Here is a 20,601-nt window from a genome sequence, read left to right as displayed (position 1 = left end):
GAATTCTTGATGTTAGACTACTAAGGTTAGAACGAAAGGTTGAGACCGATAACATAGCTGCGTGAGAGGGGGTAGGTCGATGAGTCGTAGCCCGGAGTACAGATGATGTTGTCGTTCTTCGACGATGCGTCTGGGTCATAGCCTGAATAACCGGTGATAGTGGCAAGGTTATTGGCTGTGAAGTAGAGACGAAGGTTGCTTACATGGACTTTCTTCATCCATTTTGCAGGGAAGGTGTAGCCGAGAGTAACCTGGGCGAGGCGCAGGTAGCTGCCGTCTTCAACGAAGTAGGAGTTCGGGTAGGAGATATATTCGGCATTGGTCTTTGTCAAGCTCCAGGTGCGGTCTGACTCATTGGGGTTGAGTGCCTTGATGGTTGCCACGTCTTTGGTCTCGCGTCCGGTTGACGGATCGATGAGACGGTAGTAGTTGTTGCCGAACTCGGTGGGTACGTTCTCGAACGATGCATAGGGGCTCATGGCATGCTTGGTAGCATTGTAGATGTCGTTGCCGATATTAAACTTCATGAATACGTTGAGATCAAAACCTTTGTATGTGAAGGTGTTGCTGAAACCTCCGATCACATCGGGAGTGCCGTTGCCGATCTTGACGAGCTTGCGGGTGAACTGTTTTGTGCCGTCTTCGTTTTCGGTGTCGGCGGCAAATTTCATGTCACCGGGTTTGGGTGTGCCTGAATAGGGACGCACAACGCCGTCTTTAAGGGCACCGTAAGTACCGTCTTCATTGATCTCGAAGTCATCAGTGGTGTAGATGCCTTCATATTTGTAGCCATACATGTCACCGAGGCTTTCACCGACAGTAGCATAATATGTGACTGTGCCTGCACGGCTGCCGCCGGCTCCGAATGTCTTGTGGTCTTCGCCGCTTTCAAGGGAGATGACTTTTGACTTGTTGAGTGAAATGTTGAGTGATGATGTCCACTGGAAGTCGCGGGTGGCGATGTTGACGGTGTTGAGCTGGAATTCCCAACCGCGGTTGCGCATCTTGCCTACGTTCTGATACTGCTTGGAGTAGCCGGTCGAAGTGGGGATCACACAGTTCATAAGCATGTCGGAGATCTGGTTGTTATACCATTCCACTGTAAGATTCAGGCGGTTGTTGAACATGCCGATATCAAGACCGACGTTGGTTGCATGGAGGGTTTCCCATTTGAGCTTTTTGTTGCCGAGGGTTGAGCCGACCACATAGGCGGGTGAGTTTACATCGCCGTCCATCGGGTAGGTTGTCATCGAAGCGTTGGTTACGTAGAGGTTTGAACCGATGCCGTTGTTACCGGTGACACCGTAGCCTACGCGGAATTTGAGGTTGTTGAACCAGTTGTTGATTCCTGCTTCCTGCCAGAATTTTTCCTGGCTCACTCGCCATGCGGCTGATGCTGAGGGGAAGTAGCCCCACTTGTTGCCTTTGGCGAATTTCGAAGAACCGTCGGCACGCATTGTGGCGGTCAGAAGATAGCGGTCGTCATAAACGTAGTTCACACGGCCGAAGAAAGAAAGCATGTTGCCTTCTGAGTAGCCTGATTCCTTTTCATAGACTTCGACATTCTTGATGTCGTTGAGCCCGTGGTTGGGATAGGGGAACTTGCGCATAGACCAGTTGTTTTTGTCGCTCTTTGAGAAAGAGTATTCCTGACCGACCATGACTGTGAGGTCATGTTTTTCAGCGAAGGTCTTCACGAAGTTGAGGGTGTTGGAGATATGCCAGGCTGAACTGCTTGAGTTCTTGATAGAACCCTGCATTCCGGTGTTTTCGGGATCTGAGAGATAGCCGGTAGAGCGTTCATCGGCAAAAGATGTGCCTTTGCCCCATGAGGTGGTATAGTTGCCCTGTGTACGCCATGAGAAATACTTGAGGAAGTCAATGGTGATGCCGGCGTTGGCTTCAAAGCGTTTGGTGTGGTTTGATGAAACAGATGCAAGATTCTGGACAAGCGGGTTGTTAAGGTTATAGAAGGAGTCAAGTTTTTTGAACTGGATTGAAGTCTCTGAGTTCATGAGCTCGTCCTGAGTGAAGAGTGTGCCGCCGTTGATGGGCTGAAGAAGCACGTAGTCCATATGACCGTAGTTACCGCCGCCATGAGTAAGATTGTCATAGAAGAATGAGTTGAAATCAATCTTTACACCTTTCCAGAGTTCGGCGTTGATTTTCGCGCGAAGGGAGTTGCGGCGATAGTCATGGTTGGCGAGAAGACCGTCCTGGTCGACATGGTTGTAAGAAAGCAGGACTCTGGTTTTCTCAGTGCCTGTCGAGATAGATACGTTGTGGTTCTGGGTGGTTGCGTGGCCGCCGAAAGCCTCGTCTTGCCAGTCGACAGAGTAAGGATTGTTGCCATAGCGTGATGCGATACGGTCAAATGCACCGGTGTAGAAGTCGTCCATATCTACTCCATAGTCATCGTCATAGACTGTAGACCAGTTGTTGATTTTGCCTTGGAGCTCTGCAAGTTCATATTGATATCCGACGTAGTCGCGGACATTTTTCATCATGCTGAGTTTTTTTGACAGTCTGTCAAAAGAAACATAGCCGTTGTAATCGACTTTGGTTTTGCCGGCTGCAGCTGATTTGGTGGTGATCACAATGATGCCGTTTGAGCCGCGGGCACCGTAGATGGCGGTCGACGAGGCGTCTTTCAGCACGTCGATTGTTTCGATGTCGTTGATGTCGATGTTTGCAAGTGCGTCAGACATTTCGAAGCCATCGACGATGTAGAGCGGCTTTGTGTTCTGGGTCAGAGATGCACCGCCGCGGACAGTGACGTTCATCGAAGCACCGGGAGCACCGTTCTGTGACACGATGTTCACACCGGCGGCTTTGCCCTGGAGGGCTGCTGCCGCGGAGGTCACGGGCGCCTTGGCGAGTTCAGAACCTGACACGGAGCTGACGGCGCCGGTGAGGTCTTTTTTCTTGACTGTACCGTAGCCGATGGCCACTACTTCGTCAAGCATGGTTGCGTTGGTGGAGAGGGTGATGTCGAGGTGAGTCTGGCCGTTGACGGGCACTTCCTTGTTGTCATAGCCGATGTAGCTCACAACGAGGACGGCTTTGGCCGGAACGCTGATAGTGAAGTTGCCGTCAAGGTCGGTGGCAACACCGTGTTGGGTTCCTTTCTGCATGACGGTGGCGCCGAGCAGGGGCTCGCCGGTGTCGTCAACAACTGTTCCGCTTACGGAAATGTTTTGGGCGCAGATTGAAAGTGAGAAGGTTACGGTCAGCAAGAAGACAAACCAGTAACGGAGTTTCTGACTAAAATTCATACACGCATGGTTTAGATTTGGATATTTATTTAATTACTTGTTATTTCCCTTTTTGCTACTGTGATAGTATGAAATGCGATGGCATATAGCATGGCGTATCTCTTGCTTAGAGATACTAAATATTCGGCAAAATTAAGCAAAAAAAATGAAATTCTGGGTATTAAAGTGTTATTATTGGTTAAAACGATATGTTAATATGTCGGAAGATGTTTCACATATTTTTTCCGGCTGCATGGTTAGGGGCTTGTTATATAATATGTTGTGCGGGTTGGAGATCTCTAAGCAAGAGAATTACGGTTCCGAAACACACGTGTGGCCGGTCTTTGGGTTAAAGACCGGCCACAAATCAAGGGGGCTGTCTGACGAAAATCAGACAGCCCCCGGTTTAACAATTTGCCTGTGGGTGCGGATCAGCGGCCGAATATGGCGCCGTTGGCTTTGAGCAGCGCGCTGAAGCGCGGGTCTTTGCGGATGGGCTCCACGTTGACATCGGCTTCGGTATTGACGGCCCAGTTATAGTAGTTGGCATAGCCTTTTTCGAGCGATGCGGCCATGCACTTGAAGGCTTTGTCGCTGTTGCCGGCCTGGGCGTAGTAGCAGGCGGCGAGATAGTTGACTTCGCCGTCATAGTCATCGGCTATGGCGAGCACTCGTTCTATCCAGCGGTCGGCTTCTTCCTTGCGGTCGAGCTGCAGGAGGGCGAATCCGCGGTATGATTTTATCTGGTCGTGGGCCAGGTCCATGTCGAGCACACGTTCGAAGCTCATGTCGGCGTTTTTCTTTTGCCGGCGGTAGTCTTTGAGCACCCATCCGCGGATTATAGCGAGATAGGGGTTTTCAGGGGCGTTCATCGTGGCTTCGCTGAGACATACGGAGGCATCGGCGCTGTTGCCCAGGCGCAGTTGTGCGAGGGCTTTGGCTATGAGGGCTTCGTTTGAGTCCGGTTCTTTCTCAAGGGCGGTTTCAGCGCAGGAGAGGGCGCTGTCATAGTTGCCTAAGGCGCGCTGGATCTGCGATTTGATCACATAGTAGCGCTCGTTGTCGCGGGTGGCGCTGATGGCATAGTCGATGTTGAGCAGGGCGGTGTCGAACTTGCCGAGGGCGTAGTAGCATTCGGCGAGTGCGGCGTTGAGGCCGGGATATGAGTCGAGGTTTTCGTTGATGATGCGGTCATAGTCGGCTATGGCTGCGAGGTAGTTGCAGTGGCCCTGGGCTATCATGGCGCGGATGAAGTAGTACATGCCGTTGCGCGGGGCCTGGCGTATGGCGGTCGATAGGCCGGCTATAACTACGGGGTAGTTGGTTTTGGATATTTCCACCAGTTCGCGGAGTGCCCGCGGGGTGTTTTCCTGGTCGGTTGAGATGGCGAGGATATAGTCGTCGACAGCGCCCTGTTCATTTCCGGCAAGGGTGCGCACTGAGGCGCGGCGCAGGTAGACCTGGCTGTTTGACGGGGAGAGTTCCACGGCCTGGTCGCAGAGTTCGTCGGCCAGACCGAGGTTGTTTTCCTTGACGGCCACGCGGGCGAGCCCGAAGAGGGCTTCCTGGCTGCGGGGATTGCGCTGCTGTAGCAGGCGGAAGTCGGCTTTGGCTTCGGGGTAGCGGCCGAGTTCGTAGAGGGCCGTGCCTCGCTGGTAGACGGCCACATAGTTCTGCGGGTCGAGCGAGATTTCGGAGTTGAGGTCGCCGATGGCCTGCTCGTAGCGGTGGAGCATCATGTTGATGTTGGCCCGCAGCTGTATGGCCTGGAAGCGGGTGTCAAGGTCTTCCTCCGGGAGATATTTGAGAGCGTTGTTAATGTCATCGAGTGCCTTGATGTAGTCGTTGCGGAGGTAATATTCGTTGGCCCGGCGGAAGAGGGTCTCCGCATCGTGCGGATCTTCGTCGAGAAGAGCCTGGTAGGCCTTCATGAGCGCTTCTTTCATCGGGTTGGGTGCTTCGGCTGAGGCGGTGAAGCTGAATGCACCGGCTGAGAGCAGGAGTGAGATTGCGATTTTTCTTAGGTTCATTGCAGAATTGGATATGATGGAGTGTCCGGCTTGCTTCCGGCAGGGGCCGGAGGTGATTGGCGAGGGGACACCGTTAAAATAGTTGACGGTGATATATTATGGTTCAGCTGAGGAGTGCCGGCGGTCAGCTTTCCGGCGCAGCGCTGCTCTGGTCGAGGATGTGGCAGGCCGAGAGGGCGTAGAGGGCGGCGGTTTCGGTGCGCAGGCGGTTGTTGCCGAGGGTGACGGGGCTGAATCCGGAGTCAAGGGCGAGGCGTATCTCCTGAGGAGAGAAGTCACCTTCGGGGCCGATTAGGATCAGTGTGTCGAGCCCCGGCCGGTAGACCTGCGTGAAGTCTCTGCGGGGTATGTCGGGGTCGCAGTAGGCCATCAGCCGTTGTGCTCCGGGCATCATTGCGGCTACTTCGCGGAGCGGTGTCATCGGTATGACGGTGGGGAGGGTGGCTTTGAGTGACTGCTTCATGGCGGCCACGGCGATTTTTTCGAGTCTTTCGATCTTGATCTCACGGCGCTCGCTGCGGTCGCAGAGCAGCGGAATGATGGTGTTGACTCCAACCTCGGTCATCTTTTCCACGAGCCATTCCATGCGGTCCAGATGCTTGGTGGGTGCCACGGCTACTGCAAGCTGCTGGCTCCAGGGCAGGGGCATGGGGCTGACGGAGAGGATCTCTACCGAGGCATGTTTCGGGTGGGCGTCGGCCAGCCGGCAGCGGTAGGCGTTGCCGTGGCCGTCAATCACCTGGAGTTCGTCGCCCTCGCGCATTCGCAGCACTCTCACGGCATGTCGTGAGTCGCTTTCGGGCAGCTCAGGAGAGGTGGCTATGTCAGGAGCGAAAAATTGTATCATCTGTCAGTGAAATTCTTGGTTTATAAGAGGCCCTGGGGGGCCGTTGCCGGTTGAGACCGAGAGGCGATTCCCCGCGGGCGGGGGAGGGTCAGTCGTTGACCATGCCGTCGGCAGCCGAGCCGTTTCCGTCGATGACGGCTTCTTCCATCTGCGGGGTCGCTTTCTTGCTGTCATCCTTGAAGATGAACATGAAGAGCACGGCCACTACGAGGGCATAGCCGGCGAAGATCATCCAAGAGGTGACCCATCCTTCGTGCTGGGCTTCGGCTGTGGTCTGTGAGAATACGAAGTGGTTGACTACCGCCTGGGCGCAGAGAGTACCGATGGTGGCTCCGAGCCCGTTGGTCATCATCATGAAGAGGCCCTGGGCGCTTGAGCGAAGGTCGCTGGTGGTTTCCTTGTCGACGTAGAGACCGCCTGAGACGTTGAAGAAGTCAAAGGCCACGCCGTAGACAATGCAGGAGAGAATCAGGAGCCAGAGGCCGCTGCCGGTGTCGCCGATTCCGAAGAACCCGAAGCGGAGCACCCATGCGAACATCGACATCAGCATCACGCCTTTGATGCCGAAGCGCTTGAGGCAGAAGGGTATGAGGAGTATGCAGAGGGTTTCGCTGATTTGCGATAGGGATATGAGGGCATTGGCATTGTGGGCACCCCAGGTGTCGGCGAATTCGGCAAGATTTTCAAATGAGGTGATAAACGTGTTGCCGTAAGAGTTGGTGATCTGGAGCGAGACACCGAGGAACATGCTGAAAATGAAGAATATGGCCATGCGCTTCTGCTTGAAGAGTTTGAAGGCTTTCAGTCCGAGGCTGTCGGCCAGAGAACTTTTCTGGCCTTTCTTGACTTTGCAGGCGGGCATTGTCAGAGCGTAGGCCGCGAGAATGAAACTCAGGGCCGCCGAGGTTATGAGCTGGTAGGCGTTGGTCTGGAACTGGGTGAAGTTGACGAAGAGCATCGAGCAGATGAAGCCTACGGTTCCGAATACGCGGATCGGCGGGAAGTGTTTGATGGTGTCGAGATTGGCTTCTGTCAGAGCGTTGAACGCAACTGAGTTGCCGAGGCCGATTGTCGGCATGAAGAAGGCCACTGAGAGGGTGTAGAGAGCGAAGAGTGGTCCGAACTCCACCTGAGATGTGGTAAGGCAGTAGACACCTGCGGCCCCCATGAAGCAACCGGCGAGGATGTGGCAGAGACTGAGCATTTTTTGGGCCTGGATCCAGCGGTCGGCAAGGATGCCTATGATAGCTGGCATGAAGAGAGAGACTATTCCCTGGACTGTGTAGAACCAGCCGATCTGAGTGGCCAGTCCGATTCGAGCCAGATAGTTGCCTAATGAAATCAGGTAAGCGCCCCAGACTCCGAATTCAAGGAAGCTGAGGAGAGCCAGTTTTACTTGTAGGGATCTTGCTGTTGCCATATCCGTGTAGTTTTAAATTCTGTTTTATAGTAACTTGTATGAATTACTTATAGTTGCATGGTTTAGATAATTTAAGCTATTGGGAGTCATGTTTTTCTGACGTCAGTGTGATTCTGTCAGGCCTGATCGGTGTCTTTGGCGCGTTTGCGTTTCAATATCTCGGCTACGCGGGCGGCTTCCTCGTATTCCTCACGCTCTATGTGGCGGGCGAGAGTTTTTTCGAGTTCCTCTATGGCGTAGTTTTCCAGCTTGGGCTCGGAATGGCTGCCGCTGTGTCCGTCTTCATCGCCGAAGGCCGGAGCTTCTACGTCTCCATCGTCTGTCGTTTCATCGGCTATTTCCATTTCGAAGCCCGTGGCTTCGAGTATGTCAGGAGTGGTATAGATAGGTGCGCCGGTGCGCATGGCTATCGCTATGGCATCGCTTGTGCGGGAGTCGATGGTCACAGTCCGGTCACCGTCAGAAAATGTGATTTCCGAAGAGAAAATACCGTCTTCGAATTTGTAGATGAAAACTTCGGTCAGTTTCACGCCGAAAGCGTGGGCGAAACTCACGAAAAGATCGTGGGTCATAGGCCGTGGCGGTGTGATGTTTTCCATCTTCATTGCGATTGACTGGGCTTCGGCCGCGCCGATCACCACCGGAATGCGCATCGGACCACCCACCTGCGCGAGAATCAGCGCGTAGGCTCCTGACTGGATCTGGCTGTAGGAAAGGCCCATCACTTTGAGCCTTACCCGGTTTTCATCGTTCTCTGACATGGGCTCTTGCTATATATATTATATATGAGGTGTTTTTCGGTTATTATTTTCAGTCTATGAGATATTGCGGCCGGTGATCACTCCGCTGCCATAGCAGAGGCGGGCATCGCGGTCATAGATGACTCCGAACTGGCCGGGGGCTATGCCCTGGACCGGGACCTCGGATTCGATGATATATTCGCCCTGCCCCATGCGGCTCAGGCGGGCCGGCAGAAATTCGGGCGAGTGGCGGTTTTTAAACCGGATCTCAACGCCGTCACAGTCATCGGGCCACGGATCGCGGGTGATCCAGTGCATCTCGTCAAGATGGATCAGTTTGCCATACTGCTTTTCGGTGTCGTAGCCCTGCGAGACGTAGACCACGTTGTCATTGACGTTTTTCTTCACCACATACCACGGGCCTCCGCTCAGCCCAAGGCCTTTGCGCTGCCCTATGGTGTGAAACCAGAATCCGCGGTGCTCTCCGAGCTTGCGGCCGGTCTCGATCTCGATGATAGGGCCCGGCTTTTCGCCAAGGTGGCGGCGGATGAAGTCGTTGTAGTTTATCTTGCCCAGAAAGCAGATGCCCTGACTGTCGCGGCGGAATGCGTTGGGCAGCTGTGTGGTCACTGCAATTTCCCTTACGCGGCTTTTGGGCAGGTCGCCGATAGGAAACATCAGATGGCTCAGCTGAGGGTAGCTGATGCGGCATAGAAAATCGGTCTGATCTTTGACGGCATCAATGCCGGTGCCGAGATAGACAAGACCGTCGATCTCATGGGTAGTGGCATAGTGGCCCGTGGCGGTTTTGTCGAATTCATGGCCCCAGCGCTCTTCGAAGAAGCCGAATTTGATCATCTTGTTGCACATGATGTCGGGGTTCGGAGTGAGTCCGGAGCGCACGGTCCGGAGCGCATAGTCCATCACATTGTCCCAATACTCCTGGTGGAGCGACACCACATCAAATGGCAGTCCGTAGCGGCGTGCTATGAACGAGCACATCTCGATGTCTTCCTCGGCCGAGCAGTCGCCCTCGCCGTTGTCAAGCCCGATTCTTATATAGAAAAGGTGCAGGTCATGGCCTTCCTCCACAAGCCGGTGGACGGCCACGGCGCTGTCAACGCCTCCTGATATCAGTGCGGCAATCTTCATTCAGTCGTTCTTTGGTTTTGCTAAAGTCATCGGTAGGGTTTTCAGGGGGAGGATCAGACCTCCTCCATCTCTTCTTCCTCTGATTTGCCTTTGAGGTTGATGATATAGAGTGATATTAAATAGTCGAGTGATATTTTGCCCGGTCCGGCTATGAGCAGGTAGAAATAGATGCCGATAAACATGATGGGCAGATAGCCGGGGTCGGTGCTGTCAAGACCGTAGACCGGCAGGAAGGGCACCATATCGTGGAGTATGTAGTACTCGGCGGCGATCATGGCGAAAATAGGCGGGAGGGTGCTCAGACGGGTCATGAAACCTGCCATGATCAGCAGCGAGCAGACGAGCTCGATGGTGATCATGATGATCAGCGAGCATTCCGATGACATGTTCAGAACCGTCGGGAAAGAGTTGCAGAGCACACTGTAGTTTACCAGATGGCGTATGCCGAACTGCAGCAGCATCATGCCCACAAAGAGACGGATAAACAGTCGTGCGAGATTCGAATAAGTGTAGCCGGAAAGCTTTACGAAGCAGTTGACCGGCCAGGAATTATACCAACTCATAGATTTTTTTGATCTCTCTGATTAGCGTTTCTTTAACTGTCGGGCCACGTCAAGCACCTGGTCTATGGTAAGATGCTTGAAGCGCACGTTGTGATTCTTGTCGATGATGTAGAAATCCGGAGTGCCGTTTCTGAGGTCTACAGTAAGGTCGGCGTCGGGATTGGCTCCCACGCTCCATGCCGACGGGTAGGAACCCACGGACTGTTTCCATTCATCCGAAGGTTCTGTCAGCGAAATGGCCACTATTTTGGCTTTGCCCTCGCTGATAAGCTCGGTCATTGATATGTCGGCGTCGAGGCGTATGCGGGCCATGTTGCAGTCATCGCAGTCTGGATCGTTGAAAAACACTACCAGAACCTGGGCCGAGTCACTGTCGAGATTCCTGCTCTGTCCCTCGCGGGTAGTGTAGGGCAGAGAGGCGAAGCGCTTGCCGGTCATAGAGTTTTTCAGTATTTTGGCCTGATGCGCGAAGCGGGCTTTTGAGGCTTTGTCAATGCGCTTGTTTGAAGCCACAGCCTCGGCAAAGGGCAGATAGAGCTCATCGATCCACATCTCGGCGGTATCGCCATAGAGTAGGTTTTCGGCACATTCGGCCATGAACAATTGGTCAGCCGGCTGCTTTTCAAGCTTCTTGGTAAAACGGTTGACCGAGGCTATTGCCGAATCGGGAGTGGCGTTGCGCAGTATCGAGATATAGACATTGAACTCCTGGGCCATCTTGTGTTTGGCCGAGAAGGCCTTTTTCAGCTCGCAGAAGTCCCAGAAATGGCGAGCCATATAGTCGCAACGGCTCTGAAAGAGCTTGATCGAGTCAGGCACTATGGGATATTGGAAATATGTGTCGGCCTTGGCTCCGAGGCTTACGCCGAGGAAGACCATGAGGCAGAGAAGCAGTCGTTTGATTTTCATTCGTTCTGGCTAATGTATAATTTTGCAATCACAAAGATAAACAAAATCTCTCAAAAGCGAAAAAATAATCCTCCCGCTCCGCATTATCGCACTGAAATGCCCGGCGCAGGGATGTATTTTTGCAGTGTGGGTGACTGTGGATAATATGAATTTCTGTAATTTTGCACTTATGAATTCTGAAACGCTGACTCTTGAAGAACTTACCTCGCGTCTGGGTGCGGTGCTTGCCTCCGAACCGTCGCTACGCAATGTCTGGGTCACGGCCGAGACCTCTGACGTGCGCCGTGCCATGCATTGTTATCTCGAACTGGTCCAGAAAAATCCGTCGACCGGTGAGCCGGTAGCCCGGATGCGCGCCACTGTCTGGCGCTCGGCTCTTGCCAGGATTGACGCTGATTTCGCAGCCGCTACCGGCAGCCGTCTTGCAAGCGGCATGAAAGTCAGAGTCCTTGTTTCGGTCAACTACCATCCCTCCTACGGGATTTCGCTCAATATCACAGATATAGATCCGGCCTACACTATGGGCGATCTGATGCGTCTGCGTCTCGAAATCCTCTCACGGCTCCAGAAAGAGGGAGTTCTGGAACTGAACCGTGAATTGCAGTGGCCCGATGTGCCTTCGCGTATCGCTGTGATTTCCGCCCCCGGAGCGGCCGGCTACGGCGATTTCATCCATCAGCTCTACACCAACCGCCGTCATCTGCGTTTTGCCATCCGCCTTTATCCGGCGCTGATGCAGGGGCGTGAGGCTCCCTACACTATAATCGAGGCTCTTGAACAGATAGCTGCCGACGAGGAAATGTGGGATGGGGTGGTGATCATACGCGGCGGCGGAGCCACGAGCGATCTTGCCGCGTTTGAAAACTATGATCTTGCCGCCAACATTGCCCAGTTCCCGCTGCCGGTCATTATAGGGATAGGGCATGAACGCGATGTCACGGTGCTTGACTATGTTGCCAACATGCGTGTCAAGACCCCCACAGCAGCCGCCGAATGGCTGATTGGCCGTGGCGCAGAAGCCCTTGACCGTCTCGATCAGCTTGCCTCGGAGATCCATCACACAGCTTCAGCCATGCTCAGCGGAGCCCGTGAGCAGTTTTCATACATTTCAGCGACTTTGCCGCACCTCCCGGCTACAGCTCTCAAAAATTCATCGCGGCGGCTCGACCGCTATGCGATGGCTCTTTCAGAAACCGTCCGCGGACGTCTGCGTCCGCGCATATCGCAGCTCGATATGATCTCGGAGCGGATTCCAGCTCTTGCACGGGCGGCTGTCGACCGACAGAAATCGCGCCTTGAGTCAGCCGGCCGGCTCATTGATGTGCTCTCGCCCCTGGCCACTCTTCGCCGCGGCTATTCCATCACCCGTGTCAACGGCCGTGCAGTGACATCGGTTGCCGATATCGCGCCGGGCGTAAGGATCGAGACCACTCTCACCGACGGTACTGTAGGTTCTGTAGCTGACACCCTCTAAACATTCTTTAAGCTCATTTAAGACACTCTGCTGCAACTCCCTTTCTTAAGGGTTGTTATAAAGATGTGAGAAAAAACATAACAAACAACCTTTAAAGCTTAATGAATTATGGAATCAATGCAGCAGAACATAGCTGACAAGGCGGGCCAGGTGTCCGCTCAGGCTGCCAAAGTCAGCGCGGAAGCCGCTGAAGTCGCCGCCAAAGCCCAGTATAAAGCCGATAAGGCTGAAATTAAAGCTACTGCAGCTGAAGCTCAGGCAAACGCAAAAGAAAAACTTGCTGAAGCCAAGGAAAACCTTGCCGACAAGATTGCAGACGCCAAAGAGACATTGGCAGATAAACTTGACGATATTAAAGAAAAATCATCTCCGCTGATCGACAAGATCAAATCAGGAGCTGCCAGCGCGCTCAATTCGATAGCCGATACTGCATCGAATCTGGCCGATAAACTCGACTGAGATCCCCCTAATATCATAAATCCAACACATTTACAAATTCCCCGGTCCTCTCGCGTGACGTGTTGCTCTTTCCACCACCGCAACCCGCTCCTGACCGGGGTTTCTTTGTGGGATGCTATAAGAGCCCGTTTCCCGGTGTCGTTGACATCGGTGTGAACGGGCTCTTGCTGTTTTTTCTAAACAGGGGTATGAAACATCCGCTATGATTGCTCAGTCTGGGCCTTTTCCACCCGGATCAGATCAAGGCGTGTGGCCGACCGTCCGAGGATTGTAAATTTCAGATCGTCGATCTCAATGGTGTCGCCCTGTGCCGGGAGAGTTCCGGTCGAGTTGATCAGATAGCCGGCAAGGGTCTGGTACTCGTCATCTTCAGGAATGTCAAGACGGAAATCGTCACGGAGAGTCCGCACTTCTATCCGGCCTGAGAATTCAAACACACCGGGAGCTACCTCAGATGCCGTCAGCCGTGTCTTGTCATGTTCGTCCTGGATATCCCCGAAGATTTCCTCTACCAGGTCTTCGAGAGTGACAAGGCCCGCGGTGCCTCCGAATTCATCGACTACTACCGCCATCGAGCGCTTTTCGCTCAGCAGACGCCGCATCATGGTGTTGGCCAGAAGGGTCTCAGGGGCATAGAGCACCTCCTTGATATGTTCCTTCCAGTCACTCGTCGGATCGAAGAGTTCCGACACATGCACATAGCCCACCACATTGTCGATGTCATCGCGGTAGACCAGGATCTTGCTGCGGCCTGACGAGGTGAAGAGCTCCGAAAGCTCATCGCGCGAGGTGGAGTCGATGTCCACCGCCACAAGTTCGTTGCGGGGAGCCATGCAGTCGCGCAGCTGTGTGGTCGAGAAGTCGAGAGCGTTGTGGAAAATCTTTACCTCGTTATCAACCTCCACTTCCTCAGGATTTTCCAGATCGTCGATCTTGGTGTCGAGATAATCGTTGAGCTCATTGATGGAGAGCACTCCGAGACGGGTGTCCTCGGCCTTGATCCCTGCCATGCGCATGAGCATTTTTGAAAGCCATGAAGTGAACCAGGAAATCGGGTAAAGCACTATGTAGAAAAAGTAGACCGGAAGAGCCGATACCTTCAGCGAGGTGTTCGGATTGATGCGGAACACGGATTTCGGCAGAAATTCACCGGTGAAGAGTATGACAAGGGTCGAGATAATGGTCTGGAGAATAAGAATGACAGCCTGATTGTCCGAAATGTGTTCGGCTATCCAGGGTTCGAGCAGAGCGGCCGCCCCCATGCCGTAGATCACGAGCATGATATTGTTGCCCACAAGGATGGTCGAGATGAAAAAGTCCTGATGTGAATAGTAGCGGCCTATTATCCGGTTGATGATGCCTCCACGGCTGGTGTCGAGACCGATGCGGACACGGTCGGCTGAAATATAGGCGATCTCCACTCCTGAAAACAGGGCGGAGAAGCAGAGAGAGATCAGTGCGAGTATAATCCAGGCGGTGAGTGTCATTGGCTTGCGGTTTAGAAGCGGGTTGTCTGTGTCTGGAGGCTTTCAGACGTGCTTGCGGATACCTTTTGTTGTGGCGGCTGCTGGATTTGCATCTTCGGTGCCGCGGTATTTCTGTCAGGCTTGGCTCCGGACGGGCGTGAGGCTGCCGGCAGAGTATCAGCCGCAGGCTGTGGAGCTTTCGGGCTCTGGGCTGATGAGTTACCGCCCGGAGTGAAGGCTCCGGCCGGAAAGATGCCTGAAACGCGGCGGATGGTGTAGCGCGTCAGGTTCTGGTTTGAGTCAAAGCCATAGCCTTCAAGCACCTTGTCGGGGCGCTCGATGTGGATGAACGAATCTGAGTAGAGTTTTTCCTGACGCTGGTCCCAGAATAGCTGGTTGGTCTGGAATTTTTCGTTCATGACATTGGTCAGGCTGACGTTTCCGTCAAGCCGCCAGAGTTGCTTGTTCTTGAAATATGTGGCCGAATCGGCTGTGACAGTGGCCTCGATTCGGAAAAAGTTGTCGTAGCGCTCAAGTCTCAGCCCCTCAGGAAAACGCCAGAACGGTTCCGGAGTCTCGTCATAGACATACCATATCGGGGTCACGATGCGATAACGCGTCACTCCTGAGTCAGAGATGAGGGTTTCGACGTCGCGGGTGAGCATTGTCGGTGTGTGGGTCGGATCGACAGAGCCGGTGGCCACAGGGTCGCTGTCTTTGCATCCGCTGACAACAAACGAGGCTCCGGTGATGGTCGCGAGGATCAAGGCTGGAAGCAGGCGCAGGCGGGTGACGGTTGAGGTCGTCATGGTGTGGCTGTAGGGTTGGTGTGATTCGGCCTTTTGGGGCTTGAGGGATCAGTGGTGGTGAGGCCCGGCGGTCTTTAACGGAGCTTGGGCTGGAAGAACCAAAGGCCGTTGAAGTTTATGCCGAGTGTGATGTTGAAATACTGTTCGGTCAGCAGTGCGTTTGGGGTCGACTGGCGGTGGTGATATTCAAAACCGAGATTGATGACGTTTTTTGATTTTACGGTCGGGAAACCGAAACCGCATGAAAATCCGTAGTCACGTACATTATTATAGGTGTCTTTGCTCTTTACCATGACATAGTCACGGTTGTAAAATCCGCCTGCACGGTAAGTGATGCGCTTGAAATAGCCTCCGTGGGGATTGGGGATGTAGCTCACACCGGCTCCGATGCGCCAGCGGTTGTCAAATTTGGTCGACGAAAAGTCTTCTATTTCGGTGAATTTGGCTTTGGCCCAGTTCTGGTAGGTGAAGTCGACTTCGGCCTGGAACTGTTTGTTCCATTCGTAGTTGATGCCCACGCCCCAGGTGTCGGCTATCGAAAATTTGTTGCGGAGACTTGTCGAAGCCACGGTGTCGGGCTTGCTGTCTTGCGAGGTGTCATATTTGAGCACATAGGTCTTGCCGAGGAGGGTCTTGCCGGGCGAATACGTAACGCCGAGAGTCAGGTCGTTCTTGCGCGAAAGGTTGAGAGTGTACTGCATACCGAACTGGAAGTGGAAATCCTGGACTTCCATCACCTGCTCGAAGAGCGATGAGGTTGAACCTACGGCATAGACGTCGTTGAACGTGTTGCCGAAAAGATAGCTCGCGTTGAAACCCACGGTGAAGTTTTTGAACGGTCTGACACCGGCTCCGAGGTAGAGCTGGTTGATGCCGCCGGTGCCCTGGTGGGTGGCCACACCGTTTTCAATGTCAGATCCGAAGGCATAGCCCACCGATGAGTAGGGCAGTATGCCGGCGCTCACGCCGATATAGCTTGTGACGGGAAACTGCATTGTGACATATTCGAGTCCGCCTCCCCAGTCCTTGGAGCTGCCGGTGTTGTCCTTGCGCCAGTACATGGAGACATCGGTTCCCATGTCGAAAAGGAATGTCAGAGAGTCAATGGCGGCATATGATGCCGGGTTCATGACATTGATCTGCCTTCCGGAACGCATGGCATAGCCCACTCCGCCCATCTGGCGCTGTGCGGAAGTGGCATTGTCGCCAAGAAGGCCATAGCCGAATTTTGAGTATGGACTTGTGGTCTGGGCCAGCGCGGCGGGGGCTGCGGTCATGGCCATGACGGCGAGGAGGAGAAATGACTTAATTTTCATTGTAAAGCAAAATTCTGTTTAAACCTTTGCTGGCGAGATGTTCGTCTGGGAGAACATCGAAGTCGCACAGAGAAGCGAGATGATGGCCACAGCCTCCGCCGAGCACTATCACGGTGTCTTTCGGCAGGCGGCTGCGATAATATCCTATTGATGCTACGACGCTGTAGACAGCACCGAGCGTTATGGCCTCAACGGTGTCGCGGCCTATCACCTTGTCGCGCAGCTCCGGCATGTGTTCCGGAAACGGCACGAGGGGCAGGCGTGCGGTGAACTGGTTGAGGGCTTTGAATTCCATGTTGATGCCGGGGGCTATGTTGCCGCCGCGGTAGGTGCCGGTGGAGTCTACGTAGTCGTAGGTCACGGCGGTGCCGGCGTCGACCACGAGGATGTTGCGTCCGGGAAAATCGCTCCAGGCTCCTACGGCCGATGCTATGCGGTCCACTCCGAGTGTCTGCGGAGTCGCATAGTCGAGTTTGATGGGCAGAGGGGTGGAGGGTGACAGGCGGTAGACACAGCGCGCCAGATGGCTGAGTTTGTTGATGACAGGGCCGTTGTTCTGAACCACAGAACAATAGATGGCCCCTTTGAGGCGGCGCCCGCCTACGAATTCTTCGACGGACGAGGGTGTGAGACGTGTGTCGATGACGGTGTCAACGAGCTCTTTATCCTCCCAGAGCGAGATCTTCGCTTCGGTGTTGCCTTGATCAATTGTCAGATATTGCGACATTCAGTGACGGTGGCTTTTTCTATTTGCGTGGCAAAATTACTAATAATGTGGCAATTTCACGGCCATCATACGGCTATTTTTGCACTTGCCTTCTTCCGGAGTGCCGGATAAGTCGGGTGTTTTAACGTTTATTATCAGCTTTCTGCCTTGGAATCATGACGGATGTGTAGATGGTCAGCAGTCCGCCGGCGAGAGTGAAGGCCAGCCAGTCTGTCTTTCCGGCTGACGGTATGAACATGAAGACTGCCCCGGCAAGGAAAATCAGGGCAGTCCAGACTTCCACCCGTATTAGGCGGCGCAGACGCAGGGGGGCGTCCTTGACTTTCGGGGCCACAAAGCGTCCGGCAAGCAGTATGAGAGAGCCTGCTGCGTAGAGATAGCGTCCCCACTGGGTGGCCATGTGGAGAAGGGGGAAGAGTGCGGCTGCCATGATGGCGAGGAGCCCGGCAGTGACCATTATGTTGGAGGCTGATGTTCTGTCCATTAGCTGAATTGATGAGTTGTGTGGGAGGTTGGTGTGGGTGAGAGAGGAGGGGGTTATTCGAAGATATAGACATCTTCATCGGGGTGCTGCATGTGGTATTGCTCGCGGACTATGCGCTCCATTGTCTCCTTGTCGGTGTCAAGGGAGTGGTTGAGGTCGCGGTAATAGTTGAGGGTGTCAGTAGCCTCGCTGATGCTGGCTTCGAGTTCGGTGATGCGGCGTTCCTGCTCTACCGTGCGCAGCAGGGAGTTTTCATTGAAGAAGAGCACGAGAGAGCCTATCACCAGTGAGGCGAGAAGTGTCAGAGAGAGATAACGTTTGCACCAGGCGTAGAAGTTGCTCATGTCAAAAAGTAAAGTGTGATGAGAGACTGGAGTTTCCGCATGTCAGGCTGATGCGGTTACGGTAATCACAAAGCCTGCGGCATAGATGAGCATCAGCACCGCGGTCATGCCTAAGAGCGGGTTGAGCCGGGCACCGCTGAGATGCGTGAGTCTGAAATAGAGTACGGTGTGGCCGCAGAGGTAGAGGGCCGGGACTATCCACCAGCCGGGACCGGCTGCAAGCCAGGGCGGCAGGGTAAGGATCAGGGCCAGAATGCCGTTGGCGAGATAGATGGCTGACATGGCGCGGAGGCCGAGGCGCACGGCAAGAGTGCGCTTGCCTACCGCACGGTCATCCTCTATGTCGCGGTAGTTGTTGACTATCAGTACGTTTGCGCCCATCAGTCCGATTCCGGCCGCTGCGGCTGCCAGCCACCATCCGAACGGACCGCCCATGAGCATGTAAGTCAGGGTGACGGGGATGATGCCGAAGAAACAGATTACCGCCACCTCTCCGAATCCGTGGTGGGAGAGCGGGTAAGGTCCGGCGCTGTAGGCCATGACACCGAGAGCCGTGGCGATGCCCACGAGATACATCCACCAGCTGCCGTAGAGCCATACGAGTATGCAGCCCGCAAGGCAGGCGCAGGCAAGCGTGGCGAATGTGGCCCGCTTCATGGCTCCGGGAGTGATGTCGCCTTCGGTGACTCCGCGGCGCGGACCCTGACGGCCTGCGCGGTCAAGGCCGCCCTTGAAGTCATAATATTCGTTGGCGAAATTCGATGCTATCTGGGCCAGGAGTGCAAAGAGCAGGCAGAGCAGCGCGGGGACAAGACTGAAACGCCATGAGAGGAGTCCGAGTCCGGCGGCATAGATCACCCCGGCGAGCGACACCGGGAGTGTGCGCAGGCGCATGGCTTCGATCCAGCAGGCGGTTTTTGATCTCTTGGTCGCGCTCATCTGTAGCAGGTCTGTCTGTGGTTCCGGGTTAAGCGTTGAGTTCGTCGAATTTTGCTGCGATTGCTTTTGCGATTGCTTCCATTTCCTCGGCCGGGAGCTCCACTTTATGGTTGAAGTTCATATCGGCCTCGGTGTTGATAGGAATAAGGTGGATATGGGTGTGGGGCACTTCCAGACCTATGACGGCCACGCCGACGCGCTTGCAGGGGACTGCCTCGCGGATGGCTTCGGCCACTCGCTTGGCAAACAGAGTCAGAGCCTGGTAGTCATCGTCGGAGAGATGGAATATGTAGTCGTCTTCCTTTCGGGGAATCACAAGCACATGTCCGGGTGCCACGGGGTTGATGTCAAGAAATGCATAGTGGCGTTCGTCGGCTGCCACGCGGTAGGAGGGAATTTCTCCTGCGGCGATTTTGCTGAAGATTGTTGACATAGCTCTATTTTGATTGAGAGTTTGTGAGGTGGATTAGTAGTTGATTTCTACGATCTCGAACTTCATGAGTCCGGCTGGCACCTTGATCTCGACCACTTCGCCGAGCTTGTGGCCGAGCAGGCCCTGGGCTATCGGGGTGCTTGAACCGATTTTCTTCTCCTTGAGGTTTGCTTCGGAATCGGCCACGATGGTATATTCCATTGTCATGCCGTTGGCGGTATTTTTGATTTTCACGCGGTTGAGAATCTGCACTTCCTCGTTGTTGAGCTTGCTTTCGTCAATGATGCGGGCGTTTGCAACGAGGTCTTTGAGCTGCGAAATCTTCATTTCGAGCATGCCCTGTGCTTCTTTAGCGGCGTCATATTCGGAGTTTTCCGAAAGGTCGCCCTTGTCACGGGCTTCTGCGATTGCGGCTGATATACGTGGACGTTCAACTGATTCGAGGAACGCGATTTCTTCCATTTTTTTCTTGTAACCTTCTTTGGTCATGAAAGTTATAGCCATGATTGCTGTGGATTTTTGTTAAAGAGGGAGTTAAAAAATAAAGAATCCCGATGCTTGCGGCTACGAGACCCCTAATGAATATTGTTGATTTTGATATGTACGGTTGCCAATTGTTGACTTCTGCAAAGATAGGGAGAATAATCGGATTGGCCAATCTGACCGGAGGCTATTTAACATTAATTGGCTAATGTTTCACAAGAACCCAAGAGGTTGGATGAAATCAGAATTTCACACCTTTGAGTGCCGCTTTTTCCATCAGATAGAGAACAGTGGCCAATCCGCGACCTGCTATAGGCCGGTAGGTAAGTGTATAAACTAAATGATTATAAAAAGATTCGGTCATGCCTTCCATTACATCCGGATCAAGAAACATTAATCCGGCGTATATGGCAAAAGCTTCGTTAATGGTGAGGAATGTGGTATTCACTTCGGCTCCGGCTTTGATCTGTATGGGCTTGAAGCGTGAAATCCAGATCATAGTGAAAGCCCCCTGCTTGTGGCGGTCTGCAAATTGAGAGCCGGCATAGGCCTTGTATTTGGCAATGTCATCAAAGTAAGCGTTGACAGCACAGTGAAGCAGCTCTTTGGATAGATAGAGGTATTCCGAATACTTTTCACCTAACCCTGTGGAGAACTCATCCACGTAAAGATTTACAAGGGTTTCATAGCGTTTGCGGATAGCATCGGCGTTAGGCTGGATAATCGGAGTTTCAGTGGCCATAGTGATAGAC

Annotated in this window: 20 protein-coding genes; 2 read left to right on the top strand and 18 right to left on the bottom strand. The window is 53.7% G+C overall.

The annotated features are described in order from the left end of the window. Window positions 1-26: 26 nt before the first annotated feature. The 8 genes from E7745_RS02160 to E7745_RS02125 all read right to left on the bottom strand — a co-directional run bounded on the left by E7745_RS02160 (window position 27) and on the right by E7745_RS02125 (window position 10,915). Window positions 27-3,275: a TonB-dependent receptor gene (locus E7745_RS02160; RefSeq protein ID WP_136408212.1), complete on the bottom strand. Its 3,249-nt coding sequence runs from the start codon at window positions 3,273-3,275 to the stop codon at window positions 27-29. A 410-nt stretch (window positions 3,276-3,685) separates the two neighbouring features. Further along, window positions 3,686-5,284: a tetratricopeptide repeat protein gene (locus tag E7745_RS02155; RefSeq protein ID WP_136408211.1), complete on the bottom strand. Its 1,599-nt coding sequence runs from the start codon at window positions 5,282-5,284 to the stop codon at window positions 3,686-3,688. Window positions 5,285-5,408: 124 nt separating this feature from the next. Continuing rightward, window positions 5,409-6,131 carry a 16S rRNA (uracil(1498)-N(3))-methyltransferase gene (locus E7745_RS02150; protein ID WP_136408210.1) on the bottom strand — a complete coding sequence of 241 codons (723 nt, stop codon included), beginning with the start codon at window positions 6,129-6,131 and terminating at the stop codon, window positions 5,409-5,411. An 88-nt stretch (window positions 6,132-6,219) separates the two neighbouring features. Further along, entirely contained in the window at window positions 6,220-7,551 is a 1,332-nt protein-coding gene (locus E7745_RS02145) for an MFS transporter (protein WP_136408209.1), read from the bottom strand. Between the two features lie 116 nt (window positions 7,552-7,667). Next, window positions 7,668-8,312 (bottom strand): bifunctional nuclease family protein, encoded by a 645-nt coding sequence (locus tag E7745_RS02140; RefSeq protein ID WP_107032482.1) that lies wholly within the window; start codon window positions 8,310-8,312, stop codon window positions 7,668-7,670. 54 nt (window positions 8,313-8,366) lie between these two features. Next, window positions 8,367-9,443 carry a tRNA 2-thiouridine(34) synthase MnmA gene (gene mnmA, locus E7745_RS02135; protein WP_107032483.1) on the bottom strand — a complete coding sequence of 359 codons (1,077 nt, stop codon included), beginning with the start codon at window positions 9,441-9,443 and terminating at the stop codon, window positions 8,367-8,369. 53 nt (window positions 9,444-9,496) lie between these two features. Further along, window positions 9,497-10,006 carry a DoxX family protein gene (locus E7745_RS02130; RefSeq protein ID WP_107032484.1) on the bottom strand — a complete coding sequence of 170 codons (510 nt, stop codon included), beginning with the start codon at window positions 10,004-10,006 and terminating at the stop codon, window positions 9,497-9,499. A gap of 21 nt (window positions 10,007-10,027) precedes the next feature. Further along, window positions 10,028-10,915, bottom strand: a complete 888-nt coding sequence (locus E7745_RS02125) for a DUF5106 domain-containing protein (RefSeq protein WP_107032485.1) — start codon at window positions 10,913-10,915, stop codon at window positions 10,028-10,030. Window positions 10,916-11,084: 169 nt separating this feature from the next. Here E7745_RS02125 and xseA point away from each other — a divergent pair, with 169 nt between their 5' ends. Further along, window positions 11,085-12,389: an exodeoxyribonuclease VII large subunit gene (gene xseA, locus E7745_RS02120; RefSeq protein ID WP_168181953.1), complete on the top strand. Its 1,305-nt coding sequence runs from the start codon at window positions 11,085-11,087 to the stop codon at window positions 12,387-12,389. Window positions 12,390-12,497: 108 nt separating this feature from the next. After that, a complete protein-coding gene (locus E7745_RS02115) occupies window positions 12,498-12,848 on the top strand; it encodes a hypothetical protein (RefSeq protein WP_107032487.1) in 351 nt (116 codons plus the stop codon). A gap of 200 nt (window positions 12,849-13,048) precedes the next feature. Here E7745_RS02115 and E7745_RS02110 read toward each other — a convergent pair whose 3' ends face one another. The 10 genes from E7745_RS02110 to E7745_RS02065 form a co-directional block, all read right to left on the bottom strand. Next, window positions 13,049-14,335, bottom strand: a complete 1,287-nt coding sequence (locus tag E7745_RS02110) for a hemolysin family protein (RefSeq protein ID WP_107032488.1) — start codon at window positions 14,333-14,335, stop codon at window positions 13,049-13,051. Between the two features lie 11 nt (window positions 14,336-14,346). Continuing rightward, complete coding sequence (gene lptC / locus E7745_RS02105) at window positions 14,347-15,123, bottom strand: LPS export ABC transporter periplasmic protein LptC (protein WP_136408208.1); 777 nt, start codon at window positions 15,121-15,123, stop codon at window positions 14,347-14,349. A gap of 74 nt (window positions 15,124-15,197) precedes the next feature. Then, window positions 15,198-16,439 (bottom strand): hypothetical protein, encoded by a 1,242-nt coding sequence (locus tag E7745_RS02100; protein ID WP_123611067.1) that lies wholly within the window; start codon window positions 16,437-16,439, stop codon window positions 15,198-15,200. After that, window positions 16,429-17,166, bottom strand: a complete 738-nt coding sequence (locus tag E7745_RS02095) for a type III pantothenate kinase (protein ID WP_136408207.1) — start codon at window positions 17,164-17,166, stop codon at window positions 16,429-16,431. The genes E7745_RS02100 and E7745_RS02095 overlap by 11 nt, the downstream gene beginning before the upstream one ends. 121 nt (window positions 17,167-17,287) lie before the next feature. Next, window positions 17,288-17,650 (bottom strand): hypothetical protein, encoded by a 363-nt coding sequence (locus E7745_RS02090; RefSeq protein WP_107032492.1) that lies wholly within the window; start codon window positions 17,648-17,650, stop codon window positions 17,288-17,290. Window positions 17,651-17,703: 53 nt separating this feature from the next. Then, window positions 17,704-17,994, bottom strand: coding sequence for a septum formation initiator family protein (locus E7745_RS02085; RefSeq protein ID WP_107032493.1), 291 nt, complete (start codon window positions 17,992-17,994; stop codon window positions 17,704-17,706). Window positions 17,995-18,036: 42 nt separating this feature from the next. Continuing rightward, a complete protein-coding gene (gene menA / locus E7745_RS02080) occupies window positions 18,037-18,933 on the bottom strand; it encodes a 1,4-dihydroxy-2-naphthoate octaprenyltransferase (RefSeq protein WP_107032494.1) in 897 nt (298 codons plus the stop codon). 28 nt (window positions 18,934-18,961) lie between these two features. Continuing rightward, on the bottom strand, window positions 18,962-19,366 hold the full coding sequence (locus E7745_RS02075) for an HIT family protein (protein ID WP_124075453.1): 405 nt from the start codon (window positions 19,364-19,366) through the stop codon (window positions 18,962-18,964). Between the two features lie 33 nt (window positions 19,367-19,399). Continuing rightward, window positions 19,400-19,870, bottom strand: coding sequence for a transcription elongation factor GreA (gene greA, locus E7745_RS02070; RefSeq protein WP_107032496.1), 471 nt, complete (start codon window positions 19,868-19,870; stop codon window positions 19,400-19,402). Between the two features lie 220 nt (window positions 19,871-20,090). Next, a complete protein-coding gene (locus E7745_RS02065; RefSeq protein WP_123611066.1) occupies window positions 20,091-20,591 on the bottom strand; it encodes a hypothetical protein in 501 nt (166 codons plus the stop codon). Window positions 20,592-20,601 lie beyond the last annotated feature (10 nt).

Origin of the sequence: Duncaniella sp. C9 (assembly GCF_004803935.1) — a bacterium.
In the GTDB taxonomy this organism is placed as follows: Bacteria; Bacteroidota; Bacteroidia; order Bacteroidales; family Muribaculaceae; genus Duncaniella; species Duncaniella muris.
This window is presented reverse-complemented; position numbering and strand designations above follow the sequence as displayed.

Bases quoted from the DNA above. Each gene is read 5' to 3' on its own strand.
- E7745_RS02110 (WP_107032488.1), bottom strand. From the start codon at position 14,335: ATGACACTCACCGCCTGGATTATACTCGCACTGATCTCTCTCTGCTTC.
- E7745_RS02090 (WP_107032492.1), bottom strand. From the start codon at position 17,650: ATGGACAGAACATCAGCCTCCAACATAATGGTCACTGCCGGGCTCCTC.
- xseA (WP_168181953.1), top strand. From the start codon at position 11,085: ATGAATTCTGAAACGCTGACTCTTGAAGAACTTACCTCGCGTCTGGGT.
- E7745_RS02125 (WP_107032485.1), bottom strand. From the start codon at position 10,915: ATGAAAATCAAACGACTGCTTCTCTGCCTCATGGTCTTCCTCGGCGTA.
- E7745_RS02155 (WP_136408211.1), bottom strand. From the start codon at position 5,284: ATGAACCTAAGAAAAATCGCAATCTCACTCCTGCTCTCAGCCGGTGCA.
- E7745_RS02085 (WP_107032493.1), bottom strand. From the start codon at position 17,994: ATGAGCAACTTCTACGCCTGGTGCAAACGTTATCTCTCTCTGACACTT.
- E7745_RS02145 (WP_136408209.1), bottom strand. From the start codon at position 7,551: ATGGCAACAGCAAGATCCCTACAAGTAAAACTGGCTCTCCTCAGCTTC.
- E7745_RS02095 (WP_136408207.1), bottom strand. From the start codon at position 17,166: ATGTCGCAATATCTGACAATTGATCAAGGCAACACCGAAGCGAAGATC.
- E7745_RS02140 (WP_107032482.1), bottom strand. From the start codon at position 8,312: ATGTCAGAGAACGATGAAAACCGGGTAAGGCTCAAAGTGATGGGCCTT.
- E7745_RS02130 (WP_107032484.1), bottom strand. From the start codon at position 10,006: ATGAGTTGGTATAATTCCTGGCCGGTCAACTGCTTCGTAAAGCTTTCC.
- E7745_RS02100 (WP_123611067.1), bottom strand. From the start codon at position 16,439: ATGAAAATTAAGTCATTTCTCCTCCTCGCCGTCATGGCCATGACCGCA.
- E7745_RS02115 (WP_107032487.1), top strand. From the start codon at position 12,498: ATGGAATCAATGCAGCAGAACATAGCTGACAAGGCGGGCCAGGTGTCC.
- E7745_RS02150 (WP_136408210.1), bottom strand. From the start codon at position 6,131: ATGATACAATTTTTCGCTCCTGACATAGCCACCTCTCCTGAGCTGCCC.
- lptC (WP_136408208.1), bottom strand. From the start codon at position 15,123: ATGACGACCTCAACCGTCACCCGCCTGCGCCTGCTTCCAGCCTTGATC.
- E7745_RS02160 (WP_136408212.1), bottom strand. From the start codon at position 3,275: ATGAATTTTAGTCAGAAACTCCGTTACTGGTTTGTCTTCTTGCTGACC.
- menA (WP_107032494.1), bottom strand. From the start codon at position 18,933: ATGAGCGCGACCAAGAGATCAAAAACCGCCTGCTGGATCGAAGCCATG.
- E7745_RS02075 (WP_124075453.1), bottom strand. From the start codon at position 19,366: ATGTCAACAATCTTCAGCAAAATCGCCGCAGGAGAAATTCCCTCCTAC.
- greA (WP_107032496.1), bottom strand. From the start codon at position 19,870: ATGGCTATAACTTTCATGACCAAAGAAGGTTACAAGAAAAAAATGGAA.
- E7745_RS02065 (WP_123611066.1), bottom strand. From the start codon at position 20,591: ATGGCCACTGAAACTCCGATTATCCAGCCTAACGCCGATGCTATCCGC.
- mnmA (WP_107032483.1), bottom strand. From the start codon at position 9,443: ATGAAGATTGCCGCACTGATATCAGGAGGCGTTGACAGCGCCGTGGCC.